The organism is Arthrobacter gengyunqii, assembly GCF_023022985.1.
In the GTDB taxonomy this organism is placed as follows: Bacteria; Actinomycetota; Actinomycetes; order Actinomycetales; family Micrococcaceae; genus Arthrobacter_B; species Arthrobacter_B gengyunqii.
On record NZ_CP095461.1, the window covers coordinates 2,759,032 to 2,774,849 of the forward strand.

The window sequence follows — 15,818 nt, forward strand, 5'->3', positions numbered from 1 at the left end:
TATCTAGCGTCGAACGATGGAGCGCAGCAGTCGCAGGGCAACCGAGAGGGATGCCATGTCTTCGTGCTCGAGCTTGTTCACATCTTCGAACATGGCACGGGCACGTTCCAAATTGTCGGCATTCTGCTCTTCCCACAATTCGACACGCTTCAGCGGGCTCTCGCCCGCCTGTGCGCCTGTCGCCGTCAGCGCTGCCACCGTCATGTCAGCCACTGTCGAGTAAAGGTCATCGCGCAGCGCAGCCCGGGCCAGCGCCTGCCAGCGGTCCCCGCGCGGCAGCTTGGTGATCCGTTCCAGCAGGTCATCAATGCCGAACCGCTCGTAGAGGGCGAAGTACACGCCCGCAACGTTAGCGGCGGGTTCGTCCACCCGCTTGGCGGCCAGCAGTGCGACGTCCAGCAGGCCGAAGCTCTCGAACAGTTCGGCCCAGTAGGTGCCCAGCCCTTCCGGAAGCTGCCACTCGCGGGAGCGTTCAAGGGCAGCTTGGAACCGGTCCCGGTCAGCGCCCTTGAGGTAGTCGAGCAGGTCGGCGCGAAGCGGGCCAATAACCGGCTTGAACGCTTCGATGTCCTCGTCAATGGAGCTTCCGCGTCCCACATGGTTGACGAACCAGCGCACGGCCCGGTCCAGCAGCCGCCGCATGTCCAAGTGGATGGTGGTCCAGTTTTCCGTGGGGAAGCTGGCCGGCAGATGGTTCAGCTGGTCCACGACGCCGTCGATCTCGTAGATCTCCCGCAGTGCCGTGAACGCCCGCGCCACCATGGACTCGGTCGCCGAGGTCTCTTCAATGACGCGGAAGGCAAAGGTAATCCCGCCGATGTTGATGATGTCGTTGGCCACCATGGTGGAGATGATTTCCCGGCGCAGCGGATGGGTATCCAGCTGGTCGTCGAACCGCTCCACAAGCTGCTTCGGGAAGTACCGGCGCAGCGTGCCGCGGAAGTAGGGGTCATCGGCAAGGTCGGACTTGGTCAGGGCCTTGGTCAGCTCGATTTTGGCATAGGCCGCCAGCACAGACAGTTCCGGCGAGGTCAGGCCCTCGCCTGCCGCCACCCGGGCACGCAGCTCCTCATTGGTGGGCAGCGCCTCCAACTCGCGGTTCAGGTCCGCATGCTTCTCCAGCCAGTCCATCAGCCGCTCGAAGCTGGGGCTCCATTCGATGACGTGCTGCCGGTCATTGAGCAGAAGCATGTTCTGGTCCTTGTTGTCCTGCAGGACCAAGTGCCCAACTTCGTCCGTCATGGAATGCAGGAATTCAGCGCGTTCCGCCGGGTCCAGCCGTCCGGCTGCAACCATCCGGTCCACGAAGATCTTGATGTTGACCTCGTGGTCCGAGCAGTCGACGCCTGCGGAGTTGTCGATCGCGTCGGTGTTGAGGATGACTCCGGCACGGGCGGCTTCAATCCGGCCGCGCTGGGTCATGCCCAGGTTTCCGCCTTCGCCGACCACCTTGACCCGCAGGTCGCGGCCGTCAACGCGGATTGCGTCGTTGGCCTTGTCCCCCACCTCGGTGTTGGTCTCCGTGGAGGCCTTCACATAGGTGCCGATGCCGCCGTTGTAGAGCAGGTCGGCCGGAGCCTTGAGGATGGCCCGCAGCAGGTCCGGCGGGCTCATTTTGGTGACGGTGTCCGCCAGTCCCAGCACCTCGCGGATCTGGGGGCTCAGAGCAATGCTCTTGGACTGACGCGGGAAGACTCCGCCGCCCTCGCTGATCAGCGATGTGTCGTAGTCCGCCCAGGACGAACGGGGCAGTTCAAAGAGCCTGCGGCGTTCCGCGTGGGACGCAGCCGGGTCCGGATTCGGATCTAGGAAAATGTGGCGGTGGTCAAAGGCCGCCACCAGTTTGGTCTGCTCGGACAGCAGCATGCCGTTGCCGAAGACGTCGCCGCTCATGTCTCCCACGCCGACGGCGGTGAAAGGCTCGGTCTGGGTGTCCACGCCCAGCTCGCTGAAGTGCCGTTTGACGGATTCCCAGGCGCCGCGGGCCGTGATGCCCATGGCCTTGTGGTCATAGCCCACAGAGCCGCCGGAGGCGAAAGCGTCTCCCAGCCAGAAACCGTATTCGGCGGAAAGTGCGTTGGCGATGTCGGAGAAGGAGGCAGTGCCCTTGTCTGCGGCCACCACGAGGTAGCTGTCGTCGCCGTCATGACGGACGACGCGCTGCGGCGGAACCACCTGTTCTTCGCCGTCGTCGGACACCACCAGATTGTCGGTGATATCCAGCAGGGCACGGATGAAGGTGCGGTAGCTTTCCTTGCCCTCTTCCATCCACGCAGCACGGTCAACGGCCGGATCCGGCAGCTGCTTGGCGTAGAAGCCTCCCTTGGCGCCGGTTGGCACGATCACGGCATTCTTCACCGTCTGCGCCTTGACCAGGCCGAGGATTTCGGTGCGGAAGTCTTCGCGCCGGTCAGACCAGCGCAGGCCGCCGCGGGCAACCTCGCCGAAGCGCAGGTGCACGCCTTCCACCCGCGGGGAGTAAACCCAGACCTCATACTTCGGGCGCGGGAACGGAGCGCCTTCGATGGCAGCCGTGTTCAGCTTGAAACTGACGTACGGCTTGTCCTGGTAGAAGTTGGTGCGCAGGGTGGAGTTGATCAGGTTGGCGATCGTGCGCAGGACCCGGTCCGCGTCCAGCGTGGGAACCTGTTCCAGCCCTGCATCCAGTGCTGCACGGGCAGCTTCTTCGGCGGCGGTCCTTTCGTCCTCGGTCAGGTCCGGATCAAAGCGTGCCTCAAAGAGCGCAACCAGGGCGCGTGCCACGTCCGGATTGCGGCGCAGCGTGCCGGCCACGAATCCGTAGGAATTGGTGTTGCCCAGCTGGCGCATGTACTTGGCGTAGCTGCGCAGGATGACCACCTGACGCCAGGACAGGCCCTGTTCGAGGATGAGCCGGTCGAAGTAGTCCGACTCGCTGGCCCCGGACATGCCGGCGCGGAAGGCCTCGGCCAGCAGCGAGCCGGTCTTCACCGGGTCCATTCCGGCGGGGTACTTTAGCCCCAGGTCGTACAGGAACAGCGAGGTCCCGTCTCCCCTGCGGATTTCGTAGGGACGTTCGTCGAGCACTTCCAGTCCCAAATTGTGCAGGGTCGGCAGCAGCTGGGTCAGGGAACGCGGCTCAAGAAGGTACAGCTTGAGCCGTGCATTTTCGCCTCCGGTGACGCCTGTGCGCTCGGGGACGTACACAAACAGCTCAGGGGCTGAGGCGGGCGCCGCAAGGCGCGCTTCGAAGCGGGCAATGTCTTCCAGCGCGTCTTCGACTTCATAGCCCACCCGGTAGTTTTCGGGGAAGGCTTCAGCCCAGAGTCCTGCCAGCTTTTCGGCGTCGCGCCGGCCGTACTTTGCCCGGACCACTTCGCTGATGCCTTCACTCCAGGAGCGGGCAGCCTTGACCAGCCGCTGCTCCAGCGCAGCAGGGTCAATGTCTTTCATCTCGACGCCGCGCGGCAACCGGATGCGGAAGAAGAGGCGGGCCAGTGCGGACTCGGTCAGCCTTGCTTCGAAGTCAATGGATTCGGCGCTGAAGCTGGAGCGCAGTTCGTCCTGGATGCGCAGGCGAACCGAGGTGTTGTACCGGTCCCGCGGCAGGAAGACCAGCGCGGACATGAACCGGCCGTATACGTCAGGGCGGAGGAACAGCCGGGTACGGCGGCGTTCCTGCAGCCGGAGAATGCTCTGGGCGGTCTCCAGCAGGGTCTCCACATCGATCTGGAAGAGCTCATCCCGCGGGTAGGTCTCCAGGATGGAGAGCAGATCCTTGCCCGAATGCGAGTCGGCGGGAAAACCTGCCCGGCGCATGACTTCCCGGACCTTGTCCCGGACGATGGGCACGTTGCGCACCGAACCGGTGTAGGCGCCGGTGGAGAAGAGCCCAATGAACCTGCGCTCACCGTTGACGTTCCCCTGCGCATCGAAACGCTTGACGCCGATGTAGTCCAGGTATGCGGCACGGTGAACGGTGGAGCGCGAGTTGGCCTTGGTGATCACCAGTGCGCGCTTTTCCCGGGCTTTGGCCCGGCCCGCAGTGGTCAGGTGCTGGACGCGGCGGGCGCCGGGGGCGCGGCTCAGCAGCCCAAGGCCCTTGTCCTCGCTGACGCGCAGCAGGTCCTCGCCGTCCTCGGTGATGAGGTCATATTCGCGGTAGCCCAGGAAGGTGAAGTTGCCGTTGTCCAGCCAGGAGAGCAGCTCGCGGGCCTGCTGGAGATCGGGGATGCTGGCGGCGTTCGCGGCGTTTTCCAGGGAGCGGGATACCTCATGGACTTTCGCCCGCATGGCCGGCCAGTCAGTGACGGCAAGGCGTACGTCCTCCAGCACCTTCCGGAGTCCGTCCAAAAGCTCCGCGCGCTGGGCTTCGTCGGTGACGCGGCCAACTTCGATGGCAATCCAGGACTCGACCCGGGTGGTCTCGCCCGAGCTTCCGAGGAGGCTGGAAAGGTTGGGCAGCGCGGCGGTGTCCCCGCTGGAGACGCCGGCCGCGGAAGGAACCCGGTGCACGGACTGCAGCTCTCCGGTCTCCCGGTCACGGCTGGCCAGGAAAGTCGGATGGACCACGAGCCGGATGGCGGCGTTGCGGCGCACCACTTCGGCCGTCACGGAATCGACGAGGAACGGCATGTCGTCGGTGACGATGAGGATGATGCTGGCATCAGCCTGATCGAAAATGTCGACGGACGCATGGCCCTCGGGCCGCACCGCGCCCAGGGCACGGTGGCGTTCCGCCCGTTCATGCAGTGCCGACGGCGGATATCCGTCTGCGTCTTCCCCCGCCAGGTGTTCGTAGTAGTTCCCTATGAATTCATCCAGGGAATCGTCGGTACCTGGTAGATCCGGAATGCGGGATCCAGACGACATGTAATACGCCTCCGTTGTAGCCTTCTTTGCGACCCGCTTCTTTGCGGATGGCTTTACTCGAGCCTATCCCGCAAGAATGAAAAGGTCACTTTGCAGCAGTCTGCGCCCGCCTGACCCGCCGCCGGGTGGAGACCCGCACGTTGGCGAGCGCCGCTATCGCATGCCGCAGCGGCGATGCGGGTGCCGTTTCCAGCAGCGCGGACCCTGCCAGCAGAGCCGCATCAACTGTGGCGAATTCAGCCGGAAGGAAAGCTGTCACTGGCGTTCCAGGGCCAAAGCGTTCCCAGGCATCACGCAGTTGCCGCTCCGGGGAGCGCCCGACGGACGAGCTCCGGACCTTGTTCAGCACGACCTTCGGCGCCGACCCGGGAACAGCGGATTCCAGTTCGCCAAGGGCACGGACGAGGCGGGGAACCCCCACTGAGTCTGCTGAGCCCACGGCAAACACCGTGTCAGCCAGTTCAAGGGCCCGCAGCGTGGCGCCGTTCCTCCGCGGGGCCATGGTGTCGAAGCTGAGCTCCTCATCTGCCTCCAGGCTGAACCCGCAGTCGATAATGATCAGATCCGCCGCCTTCCGCGCCTGCTCCACCACCAGTCCCAGGGCTGTGGGGCGCAACTCGATCCAGCGGTCTGAGCGTGTGATTCCCGTGAGCACCAGCAGGCGCTCCCCTTTGATCGACACGCTGAGGGTGCTGCGCAGCAGGGAATCCGTGTCCAGGAGTCCCTGATCCGCGAGCCGGCACGCTTGGGCCACGCCTGCGGATTCGTCAAGCAGACCGAGATGTGCGGCCACGGAGGATCCATAGGTGTCCGCGTCGATCAGGAGCACGGTTTTTCCTGCCGCCGCGGCTTCCGCTGCAAAGTTGACGGCAAGCATCGTCCGGCCCGGAGCCCCTGCCGGGCCCCAGACTGCAATGACGGAGCCGTCCGTACGGCTGCCGCCCGAGCCGGTTTCCGACCCGTTTTCCGCCCCACGTCCCGATACGCGCTGCACCGCTGGCCGTTCCCCCGGTGCACCGCCGGCTTCCCCCAGGCGGCGAAATCCGCCGTCCGCTTCCATTGCCCAACCGTCCAGAGCTGCTGCCGGATCTGCAGTGGAAGCGGATACGGGGCCGGTCTTCATCCGGTCCACCGCATCGGAGACAAGGTCCGAAAGGACCTCGGGCGCCGAACCCCGCGGAGCGTGGACGATGTTCAATGCGTCAAGGCGGCGCAGGACACCCTCCTCGTCAGCCAGCACCAGCAGCGCCACGCCCGAAGCGGCCAACCGTTCTGCCAGTGCCGCGGTGACCTCACCGGCGTCGTCGGCCACTATGGCTGCGCGCGCTATGCCGCTCTGACACGCGGCAATGAGCTCGGGCATCTCCGCGCACCGGCGCACCACAGTGACCGGCCCATGCAGCCGTTCCAAATCCTGGACGAGGTTCCCGACGCCGCTGCCGACGGTCACTACCGGGATATTCATGCGCCTGCGGCCGGGTTCAGGACCACCGCAATCTTGGCGCCGTTGGACTGGGCATTGAGCAGCGTGGCCAGGTCCCCGTCCTCCACCAGGACCATGAGTTGCGTGGCCCGGTTGGCTCCCAGCACGGATTCGTCGATCGTCAGCTCGGATATCTCGGCTGCCGTCAGGATCTGCTTCGGTTCTTTGAATCCATTGCGCTCATCCGGCATGGACATCCACACATCAACCCGCGAGCCGGCCTCGGTTTCGGCCGGCAGCGGATCATCGACGCGAAGGCCAACCGGCTTCCTGTCCAGCTCATCCGCCTTTCCCAGGTCCGCCCGGGAAAGCAGTTCGCCTTTCCTCAGCAGGGACGAAGCCACTGCGTTTTCGGGAATGCCCTCCGACGCCGGCAGGTAGGTCTCAGAAACATCGCCGAGGCGCACCTGCACCACGGCGAAGTCCTCGGCTGCGACCAGCGTTCCCAGCGGAATTGCCTCGTCGACAGCGAAAACCTCGGTGGTTTGGTCCGCTGAACCGACGAGCGCGACGACCCCTGCGGTGGAGGCGAGCACCAACAGAATTCCCAGCAGGAGACGAGGGTCCTTCCACGACGGTTTTTTTAGACGCGGCGCGGACGCCTGCATGCTTGTTGCGAGACTCATTCTTCCCCCTGGTGGCACCGGAATCCGGAACTGCAGGGCTCCGGATTGGCAATCGCTGTCATTGTTGACTACAAATCCGTGGAAGGAAACGGTGTTTTTTCAAAAACTTCAAAGTGTGGATAACCCGCCCGGCACAGCGCTTGAAATGGGAGACTGATTGCGACAGTCTGGCTGATGGGTACGCGCCCAAGTGATACAGAGGTGGAAACGTGGAAAAGAGGTTCCTGACTCTGGCTGATGTCGGTGAGGTGCTAAACATATCCTCGTCACAGACGTACGCCTTGGTGCGTTCCGGGGAGCTGCCGGCCATCCAGATCGGAGGCCGCGGCCAGTGGCGGGTGGAAGCCCGCATATTGGAGGAGTTCATAGCCGACGCATACCGCCGCTCGGCCTCCGGCCTGCGTGAGGAAGCATCTCCGGATGAGGTTGCCAAGCACTAGCCGGGCGAAATCGTTCGCTTCCTACAGCACCGAGCAGATCGCCGCGACCGACTGCAGCGGCAGCACATAAACGCCGCGTACGTTCCCCTGCCTGCGAGGTTCACCTCGGGGTATCAGTGTCAGTTCAAAGAAGTCCTTGCCGACCCGGTCCACGCTGCCGTCCAGCGCAGCAGCTGCCTGCTGCCCTGCCGGATACACCCGCACGGCCGCTCGGTCGCGGGAAAGCCCCCGCAGCGCTGATGCAAGGCCCAGCCTCGCGGCGGGTGCTCCGGCTGCGGAGAAACGGTCCATCCCGGCGATGAACACTGCATGGTCAAGGGCAATGACGGATGAGCGTCCACCGCTTTCCAGGACTATCCAGCCCCGGCCCACATGCGTCAGCACCCCTTCGAAGGATCCGGGCAATCCCAGATCAACTTTCAGCAGCCTGCCCGCCTGGCTGTGCAGCCGCCCGGCCAGCTCCATCCCGGCAAAGTCCGTCCGGAGCCGTTCTGAGACCTCCGATTCCTGCACCGATTCACGGGCGGCGGCCAGTTGGGCCTCCATGTCGGCAAAAAGAGCATCCCATCGCATGTGCACAGGCTAATGGGTGCCATCGGCGTCAGGTAGTACCGACCGAGACAAACAATCTCAAAATCACCCTAGACACATCCATGACCGGCATGTAGACAAGTCCCACCAAACGAAGTTACTGGGTTCAAACCGCATCAAATGACACCAAATGACACCAAACGCTACTAAATGCACGTTCGTCCGGGAGGAGGCAGGACCATGAAGCATCTTGGAAAGGACCTGCTGACCTTGGCGGCCGGCGTTGCTGCGGCAGCGGTACTGCTGTGGGCTGGATTGGCGACCCGACCGGACCCGGCAACGATGTTCCGGGGGTCCGTCTCGTCCCTCCAGGACGCGGCCGGATTTGCCGCCGCCGCAGTCGGACTGGCCATCGCCTTGTGGTGGAGCATCGGAATGACCCTGGCGGTTTTGTCCGCCGCCCTGCACAAAGCAGGGCATGCTGCAGCCTCTGCGGCGGCGGGCGCTTTTGCTCCCGTCTTCATGAAGCGCATTGCTGCTGCAGCCATCGGTTTGAACCTTGTCTCCGGCATGGGAGCAGCCCAGGCAGCAGAGTCGCTCTCCCCCGAAAGCCCTCCCCAGAGTATTTCCGCGCTGCAGCGGCCGGCGGATGCCGCCGTTCATCCGCAGTGGGAACCAACCGCTGATCTGAGGACAGGAACAGACCAGCAGCAGAATCACCGTTTGGCGGCTGCAGCAGATGAAGACCGGGACAGCGGGCCGCCGTCTCCCCATTGGAAGCCACGGACGTCGCCATCCGCTGAAAATGTCTTCATCCGTCCCGGCCGGTCGGATGCGGCGGCTCAGACGGTGGTCCGTGCAGGCGACACGTTGTGGGGCCTGGCCGCCGCACAGCTCGGCCCGCAGGCCACTGACGCCGAAGTCGCTGCCCATTGGCCCCGTTGGTACGAACGGAACCGGACGGTGATCGGCGAACAGCCGCACCTGATCCTCCCCGGCCAGATCCTTGAAGTCCCCCCTGTGCCTCACGTTCCCGGGGCACCTCAAGTTCCCGGGGCACCTCAAGTTCCCGGGGCCCCTGAAGTTCCCGGGCCGTGACCCGGTAAGCACGGTTTGTTCCATCACTTGACGAATATCCAATAACTGCCGCTCCTTCGGAGCCGCCTGCAGGAAAGGACAGTCACCATGACCACCGTGATCACGTTTCCCGTTCAAGAGGACGCGGATGAACTGGCCGCCGCTTCGGGGGCTCCTCGTCCGCTGACCGTGCACCGGATCCCCGTTACCGGCTATGCACCGCTCGGGGCGCCGCCGGTCAAGCTCCGTCCGCGTCCATCCCCCCAGCCTGCCGACTCCGAGGCAGCGGCCGCACCGGGGGCTTCGGAGCAGCTCCACTGGCACAGCGACCCCGGAGACGATGCCCGGGTGGACGCCATCGCCAGATCCGTCACCCAGGCAGCACTGGAAGTACTGGGCGGGACCCGGCCCCTGCAGCAAATGGTGCGGTGGCTGGATCCCGTGAGCTTCGAACGGCTGCAACTGCGGGCGAACCTGGTGCGCAGCAGGAACGCAGCACAGAACGGCGGGCGCGTACCGGGAGGAACCCCGGCTCCCGCGCCGCTTCTGCTCCACCGGCAGGTTGTTATCCGCTGCTGCCGGATATGCCCCGTTTCGGAAGGCGTCTACGAAGCCTCGGTTGCAGCAGCTGAACACAACAGAGTCCGCGCCGCAGCTCTGCGAATTGAGCTGCGGCGCGGACTCTGGAAAATCACTGCCCTGGAGATCGCCTAAGCGCCACCACGGCGGTCCTTTTGCCTACTTGCGGCGTTTGGTTTTTTTCGGAGCGGAGTTCGCGCCCTTCCGCTGCTGGCTGGGCTTCGCCGGCTTGTCCGAGGTGGCCCGTTCCACCCGGGTTTCCACTCCACCCTCGCTGTTGGGCGCGGAGAACTGCAGGCTGGCAGGCCGCTGCGGCGCTTCCAGGCCGGCGGCGGTGATGGTGGGCTGCCCGACGACGCCGCGCCCGTCCTTGAGTCCGGCCAGCGCCGCCGGAACATCTGTTGCCGGCTGGTTGACCTTCACCTCGGCGTTGAACAGGTACCCAATGCTCTCCTCACGGATCGCCTCGGTCATCGTCTGGAACATGACGAAACCTTCACGCTGGTATTCCACCAGGGGATCGCGCTGGGCCATTGCGCGCAGGCCGATGCCTTCCTTCAGGTAGTCCATCTCGTAGAGATGCTCCTGCCACTTGCGGCCAATCACTGACAGCACCACGCGGCGCTCGAGTTCACGCATCGCGGGTGACCCAAGAGCTTCCTCACGTGCCTGGTACGCGAGTCGGGCGTCGGAGAGAATCTCTTCCTGCAGGAATTCCCGGGTGACCTTGGAGCGTCCCCCGGCTTCCTCGATAACCTCGTCAATCGTCAGGCCCACCGGGTAAAGGGTCTTGAGGTTGGTCCACATCTGCTCGTAGTCCCAGTCGTCCCCGTGGCCTTCGGCTGTGCCTTCGTTGACGATGGAGGTGACGACGTCTTCGAGGAAGAACCCAATCTTTTCCTGCAGGTCGTCGCCCTCCAGGATCCGGCGGCGGTCGCCGTAGATGGCTTCGCGCTGGCGGTTCAGGACGTCGTCGTACTTCAGGACGTTCTTGCGCTGCTCTGCGTTGCGCCCCTCGACCTGTCCCTGTGCGTTCTGGATAGCCTTGGAGACCAGCTTCGATTCGAGCGCGACGTCGTCCGGCATGGTGGAGCTGTTCATGATTCGCTCAGCGGCACCGGAGTTGAAGAGGCGCATCAGATCGTCGGTGAGCGACAGGTAGAAGCGTGACTCCCCCGGGTCGCCCTGGCGGCCGGAACGTCCGCGCAGCTGGTTGTCGATACGGCGGGACTCGTGCCGCTCGGTGCCCAGCACGTAGAGGCCACCGAGTTCGATGACTTCCTGCTGCTCGGCGGCAACGGCTTCGCGTGCCTTCTCGAGGGCATCCGGCCAGGCGGCCTCGTACTCGTCCGGGTTCTCGTTCGGATCCAGGCCGCGCCGCTCCAGCTCCGCGATGGCGTTGAACTCGGCGTTTCCGCCGAGCATGATGTCGGTGCCTCGTCCGGCCATGTTGGTGGCCACGGTCACGGCGCCCTTGCGTCCGGCCTGGGCCACAATGGCAGCTTCCCGCGCATGGTTCTTGGCGTTGAGGACCTCATGGCGGATGCCGGCCTTGGCCAGCTGCTTGGAGAGGTACTCGCTCTTCTCCACGCTGGTGGTGCCCACCAGGATCGGCTGTCCCGCGGCGTGGCGCTCGGCGATGTCCTGGACCACGGCGTCGAACTTGGCAATTTCGTTCTTGTAGATCAGGTCGGACTGGTCGATGCGCGCCATCGGCTTGTTCGTGGGAATGGGCACCACGCCAAGCTTGTAGGTGCTCATGAATTCCGCGGCTTCGGTTTCGGCGGTACCGGTCATGCCGGCGAGCTTCTCGTAAAGGCGGAAGTAGTTCTGCAGCGTCACCGTCGCCAGCGTCTGGTTCTCAGCCTTGATGGTCACGCCCTCTTTGGCTTCAATCGCCTGGTGCATGCCTTCGTTGTAGCGCCGGCCGGCGAGAATTCGCCCGGTGTGCTCGTCAACGATCATGACCTCGCCGTTGAGGACCACGTAGTCCTTGTCGCGCTTGAACAGTTCCTTGGCCTTGATGGCGTTGTTCAGGAAACCGATCAGGGGGGTGTTGGCGGACTCGTAGAGATTGGAGATGCCGAGGTAGTCCTCCACCTTCTCGATCCCGGATTCCAGCACGCCGACGGTGCGCTTCTTCTCATCCACCTCGTAGTCGGTGTCCAGCTTCAAGCGCTGCACCACCTTGGAGAACTCGGTGTACCAGCGGTTGACGTCGCCGCTGGCGGCACCGGAAATGATCAGCGGCGTGCGCGCTTCGTCAATGAGGATGGAGTCGACCTCATCCACGATGGCGAAGTGGTGTCCGCGCTGGACCAGTTCGGCAGCGCTCCAGGCCATGTTGTCCCGCAGGTAATCGAACCCAAACTCGTTGTTGGTGCCGTAGGTGATATCCGCGTTGTACTGCTCGCGGCGCGTGGCCGGATCCTGGTTGGACAGGATGCAGCCGCTGGTCATACCCAGGAAGCGGAACACTCGGCCCATCAGGTCCGACTGGTATTCCGCCAAATAGTCATTAACCGTCACAATGTGCACGCCGCGTCCGGTCAGTGCGTTGAGATAAGCCGGAGCGGTCGCGACGAGGGTTTTACCCTCACCGGTCTTCATCTCGGCGATGTTCCCCAGATGCAGGGCAGCGCCGCCCATCATCTGAACATCGAAGTGGCGCATGCCCAGTGTGCGGCCCGCGGCTTCGCGCACTGCGGCAAAAGCTTCGGGCAGGAGGTCGTCCAGGCTCTCGCCGTCGGCATACCGCTCCTTGAAGCGTTCCGTCTCCCCCCGGAGCTCGGCGTCCGACATGCCGCGGTACTCGTCCTCGAGCACGTTGATCGCATCGGCGTAGTTGCGCAGCGTCTTCAGCGTCTTCTTATCGCCTGTGCGAAGAACCCGTTCGAGTAGTGATGCCACTGATTTGCTCCCAATCTAGTGTTGCCTAATTCTGGCGTCCCCAGTCTACGTGAGAGACGTTCGGCTAAGTGCCGGTGTTCCCGCTGCGGGGCTATTCCCGGCATACTGCCAGTTTCAGCGCCTCCGCCAGATTCCCCGACGGTTTCACCATAACGTCCCCCAGCCCCAGCCAATCTGCCATCATACGTAGTTCCGCGGCAAGCTCAACGGCCGTGTGCGCCGGAGCGTCTGCTTCCCCGTGGGCAGCCTGCACCAGCAGGACCCTTCTCTCCCGGTCCGCTTTCAGATCCACCCGGGCCGCGATTTGCTCTCCCAGCAGGAACGGCAGCACGTAGTAGCCGTACCGGCGCTTGGGCAGCGGGGTGTAGATCTCCAACCGGTAGCGGAAGCCAAAGAGCGCCTCGAGCCGTTTCCGTTCAAACACCAGGGAATCGAAGGGACTCAGGAGGGCACGGGCTGCGGAGCGGCGCGGAATGACAGTGTCCGCATGCAGGTAGGCCGGCGTGTTCCAGCCCGCCACCTGCACCGGGCGCAGCGTCCCGGAACGCACAAGGTCAGCGACGGCGGTGGCGGTGTCGCGCTGCGGAAGCCGGAAATAATCGGCGAAACAGCGCACGGAGCCCACGCCGTGCGCCCGGGCCGCCAGCTCGGTCAGACGCAGCACCGCTTCCTGCGGATCGGAGGCTTCCAGCGCAGCTTCTCCTGCGGGATGCACTGAGGCCGTGGGAGCGTACTGCCGCTCGAACTGCTGCGTACGCCCGGCAGAGCTGATGGTTCCGGCCGCGAAAAGGTCCTCCAGCACCCGCTTGGACGCGCTCCAGTTCCAGCCCCAGTTGCCGGAGTCCTTGGCTTTCCCTCCGTCGAGCCGGAGGGCAATCTCCCTGGAGGTCAGCGGCGGACCGCCGTTCAGGACCGCCATAATTTCTTCGCTGAGCCTGTGCCGCACCTCGGTCGGAAGGGAGTGCGCCGTCATCCAAACGCGCCACTGGAGCGCCCGCAGATCCGCGAAAAGTTCGGGGCGGATATAGCTGGCCTCGTGGGCCCAATACTCCACCATCCGTCGCGGCGCCCTGGAGGCCAGTCTGTCCGGAATGGCGGTGTCATAGGCCCCAAGCCGTGAGAAAAGGGGCAGGTAGTGGCTTCGGGAAAGTACGTTCACGGAATCGATCTGCAGCAGCTGCAGCCGCTGCAGCGTCCGGGCCACGGATCTGCTGCTCGGGCTTTCCGGCCGCCCCCTCACCAGCCCCTGCGCCCCGAGCGCTGTCAGCCGGGCCTGCCTGAGGGTGAGCGTCGTTTTCATACGCCCATCCTAGGTCCGTGGCAGGAAGAGACTGCCGGCAGCAAAAGGCCTCCGGGCGGGTGGACCATCAAATGATGCTCCATCTGCTCCGGAGGCCTTCCTGGGTTAGGGCTTGGTGCGCCGGTCAGGCGCCGGCCGCATCATGCGGTTTTTGCGGCAGAGCCTTCGGACGCCCGGTAGGGCCGGGTTTCCTCCTTGATGTCCTCAGTCCCCTCGGCGCACCGGGAATCGAGGGTGATCACGCCGTAGGTCCAGCCCCGGCGCCGATACACCACGGACGGTGCTCCGGTTGCGGAATCCACAAAGAGATAAAAATCGTGGCCGACCAGCTCCATGTTGTCCACGGCATCGTCAAGGCTCATGGGGGCACCCGGGAAAACCTTGCGACGGATCAGGACCGGGCAGTCCTCCGCAGCTTCTGCGGCGTCGATCTCTTCATTGCCGGTATCGGTCGAAGCCTCGGTTTCAGCGGCAGTTTTCTCCAGCTGGACGTGGAGGGGTTCGCTGGTGCTGACCGTGTCCAGGTCCGCAGTGGCAATCCGCACCGCTACCGGGGTGTGGCGGCCATGGTGGACCTTGCGGCGGTCGCTGGCCCTGCGCAGGCGTTCGATGAGCTTGGCGTAGGCAAGGTCGAAGGCTGCGAACTTGTCCCCTGAAGTGGCTTCGGCCCGCACCACGGGTCCCCGGCCTACAACGGTCAATTCAACGGTAAGAGAGCTGTCGGCCTCACGGACGTTGGGCTGCTTGGTAACACGCGCGTCAACACGCTGGACCTTGTTCGCCAGGTTCTCCACCTTGGCGATGCGTTCTTCGGCATATTCCCGGAACCTGTCGGATACTGCAACGTTGCGTCCGCTGATCATGAATTCCATGGTGCCCTCCAATAGATTTCGTTGACACAGCAACGGCCGCTGCCAAAACCCTTGCGACCGCTGCCGCAGGAAAGCTCCGCTTCTTGAAGCTGTCCATACCAACACGTTAGATCACTGCCCGGCGTTATTCACCTCCGGACATTCCGATTATCCAAGACACTCAAAGTGGATTAGGATTCGCGTCCCTGTTAGATGCGTCACACGCAGGAGCTGCAGTTGCGGCCATCACGGCGGCTCCCTCGACCCGCGCCCCTGCCGCCCTCAGGGCGCGCGTGGCCTCGGCTATGGTGGCCCCGGTGGTCAGGACATCGTCAACCACCAGACACCGGATTCCGGCAAGCGTCCCCGGCTCCCCGGCTGTCATAGTTCCGTAAACATTCCTGCGGCGCCCGCTGCGTCCCAAACTTTTCTGGCTTCGCCCGCCGGTAACCGCTGCAAGCAGGGCGACTGGATGCAGGACCTCCCGCCCGCTGCGCCTCGCCGGCCTGATCAGCGGTTCCAGCACCGTCCCGGCGGGCAGCAGGCTGCCGGATTGAAGGGCTGAAAGAAGCAGGCCCAGGGGGTGGTAGCCGCGCCGGCGGCGTGCACGTCCAGTTCCGGGCACGGGAACCAGAACGAGGGCGGGGACGCCCGGGCCGTTGCCATGCCCGCCGCCTTCAACGTCGTCAACGGCCTGCTGCAGTGCGCCGGCCAGCACCGGCCGCAGCACGGAGGCAAGGTCAGTATGTCCGTGGTTCTTGTAGGCAAGCAGCACCCTCGCCAGGCTGCCGGCATAGCGGCCTGCCGAGAGCACGCGCAGGGGCAGCTCTTCTCCCTCCGTGCCGTTACCGCGGCCACCCGCATCTTCGCTGCGGGGCAGCAGCTCCGCCGTTTCCTGCGCATAGAAGGGGCGGGTTCCACTGCGGCGGACCCGGCTCCGGCAACCCGGGCACAGGGAAACGTCCGCAGCTCCACAGACCACGCACGACGTCGGAAGGAGGACCGCCAGCAGGTCGGCCCATGCGGCGCCGGCGGCGGCGGCCCAGGGATGGAGCCGCCACCGGTCGGCGCTGCGGGCCAGCGGGGAAAGGAAGGGCGAGGGAAGCAACCACATGCGCCCAGCTTCCGGCAGGATCTGCCGGACGTCCTGCGGTCCCGCCCCGGACGGGG

At 64.6% G+C, this 15,818-nt stretch carries 11 protein-coding genes; 3 read left to right on the forward strand and 8 right to left on the reverse strand.

Annotation, left to right across the window (positions count from 1 at the left end; genetic code table 11):
• Positions 1–3 precede the first annotated feature (3 nt).
• From MUG94_RS12605 to MUG94_RS12615, 3 genes are all read right to left on the reverse strand, one after another.
• Positions 4–4,851: an NAD-glutamate dehydrogenase gene (locus MUG94_RS12605; protein WP_227906399.1), complete on the reverse strand. Its 4,848-nt coding sequence runs from the start codon at positions 4,849–4,851 to the stop codon at positions 4–6.
• A gap of 85 nt (positions 4,852–4,936) precedes the next feature.
• Positions 4,937–6,316, reverse strand: a complete 1,380-nt coding sequence (locus MUG94_RS12610) for a CpaE/TadZ family protein (RefSeq protein WP_227906401.1) — start codon at positions 6,314–6,316, stop codon at positions 4,937–4,939.
• The gene (locus MUG94_RS12615; protein ID WP_227906403.1) at positions 6,313–6,960 is read right to left on the reverse strand and encodes a CpaB family protein; all 648 of its coding nucleotides are present in this window, start codon (positions 6,958–6,960) and stop codon (positions 6,313–6,315) included. The genes MUG94_RS12610 and MUG94_RS12615 overlap by 4 nt, the downstream gene beginning before the upstream one ends.
• A gap of 209 nt (positions 6,961–7,169) precedes the next feature.
• On the opposite strand from MUG94_RS12615, the gene MUG94_RS12620 reads away from it, so the two are divergent.
• The gene (locus MUG94_RS12620) at positions 7,170–7,400 is read left to right on the forward strand and encodes a helix-turn-helix domain-containing protein (protein ID WP_227906404.1); all 231 of its coding nucleotides are present in this window, start codon (positions 7,170–7,172) and stop codon (positions 7,398–7,400) included.
• Positions 7,401–7,421: 21 nt separating this feature from the next.
• Here the strand turns inward: MUG94_RS12620 and MUG94_RS12625 are convergent, their stop codons facing one another.
• Entirely contained in the window at positions 7,422–7,973 is a 552-nt protein-coding gene (locus MUG94_RS12625; protein ID WP_227906407.1) for a hypothetical protein, read from the reverse strand.
• A gap of 198 nt (positions 7,974–8,171) precedes the next feature.
• Between MUG94_RS12625 and MUG94_RS12630 the strand changes: the two genes are divergently transcribed.
• Positions 8,172–9,029, forward strand: a complete 858-nt coding sequence (locus MUG94_RS12630; protein ID WP_227906409.1) for a LysM peptidoglycan-binding domain-containing protein — start codon at positions 8,172–8,174, stop codon at positions 9,027–9,029.
• Between the two features lie 87 nt (positions 9,030–9,116).
• Positions 9,117–9,722, forward strand: coding sequence for an Rv3235 family protein (locus MUG94_RS12635; protein WP_247098816.1), 606 nt, complete (start codon positions 9,117–9,119; stop codon positions 9,720–9,722).
• 24 nt (positions 9,723–9,746) lie between these two features.
• On the opposite strand, the gene secA is transcribed toward MUG94_RS12635, so the two are convergent.
• From secA to MUG94_RS12655, 4 genes are all read right to left on the reverse strand, one after another.
• Complete coding sequence (gene secA, locus MUG94_RS12640) at positions 9,747–12,497, reverse strand: preprotein translocase subunit SecA (RefSeq protein WP_227906411.1); 2,751 nt, start codon at positions 12,495–12,497, stop codon at positions 9,747–9,749.
• Between the two features lie 91 nt (positions 12,498–12,588).
• Positions 12,589–13,797 (reverse strand): winged helix-turn-helix domain-containing protein, encoded by a 1,209-nt coding sequence (locus tag MUG94_RS12645; protein ID WP_227906413.1) that lies wholly within the window; start codon positions 13,795–13,797, stop codon positions 12,589–12,591.
• A 140-nt stretch (positions 13,798–13,937) separates the two neighbouring features.
• Complete coding sequence (gene hpf / locus MUG94_RS12650) at positions 13,938–14,669, reverse strand: ribosome hibernation-promoting factor, HPF/YfiA family (RefSeq protein ID WP_227892116.1); 732 nt, start codon at positions 14,667–14,669, stop codon at positions 13,938–13,940.
• A 160-nt stretch (positions 14,670–14,829) separates the two neighbouring features.
• Positions 14,830–15,762 carry a ComF family protein gene (locus tag MUG94_RS12655; RefSeq protein ID WP_227906414.1) on the reverse strand — a complete coding sequence of 311 codons (933 nt, stop codon included), beginning with the start codon at positions 15,760–15,762 and terminating at the stop codon, positions 14,830–14,832.
• Between the last annotated feature and the right edge of the window lie 56 nt (positions 15,763–15,818).

Bases quoted from the DNA above. Each gene is read 5' to 3' on its own strand.
- MUG94_RS12605 (WP_227906399.1), bottom strand. From the start codon at position 4,851: ATGTCGTCTGGATCCCGCATTCCGGATCTACCAGGTACCGACGATTCC.
- MUG94_RS12610 (WP_227906401.1), bottom strand. From the start codon at position 6,316: ATGAATATCCCGGTAGTGACCGTCGGCAGCGGCGTCGGGAACCTCGTC.
- MUG94_RS12615 (WP_227906403.1), bottom strand. From the start codon at position 6,960: ATGAGTCTCGCAACAAGCATGCAGGCGTCCGCGCCGCGTCTAAAAAAA.
- MUG94_RS12625 (WP_227906407.1), bottom strand. From the start codon at position 7,973: ATGCGATGGGATGCTCTTTTTGCCGACATGGAGGCCCAACTGGCCGCC.
- MUG94_RS12630 (WP_227906409.1), top strand. From the start codon at position 8,172: ATGAAGCATCTTGGAAAGGACCTGCTGACCTTGGCGGCCGGCGTTGCT.
- MUG94_RS12635 (WP_247098816.1), top strand. From the start codon at position 9,117: ATGACCACCGTGATCACGTTTCCCGTTCAAGAGGACGCGGATGAACTG.
- MUG94_RS12645 (WP_227906413.1), bottom strand. From the start codon at position 13,797: ATGAAAACGACGCTCACCCTCAGGCAGGCCCGGCTGACAGCGCTCGGG.
- hpf (WP_227892116.1), bottom strand. From the start codon at position 14,669: ATGGAATTCATGATCAGCGGACGCAACGTTGCAGTATCCGACAGGTTC.
- MUG94_RS12655 (WP_227906414.1), bottom strand. From the start codon at position 15,762: ATGTGGTTGCTTCCCTCGCCCTTCCTTTCCCCGCTGGCCCGCAGCGCC.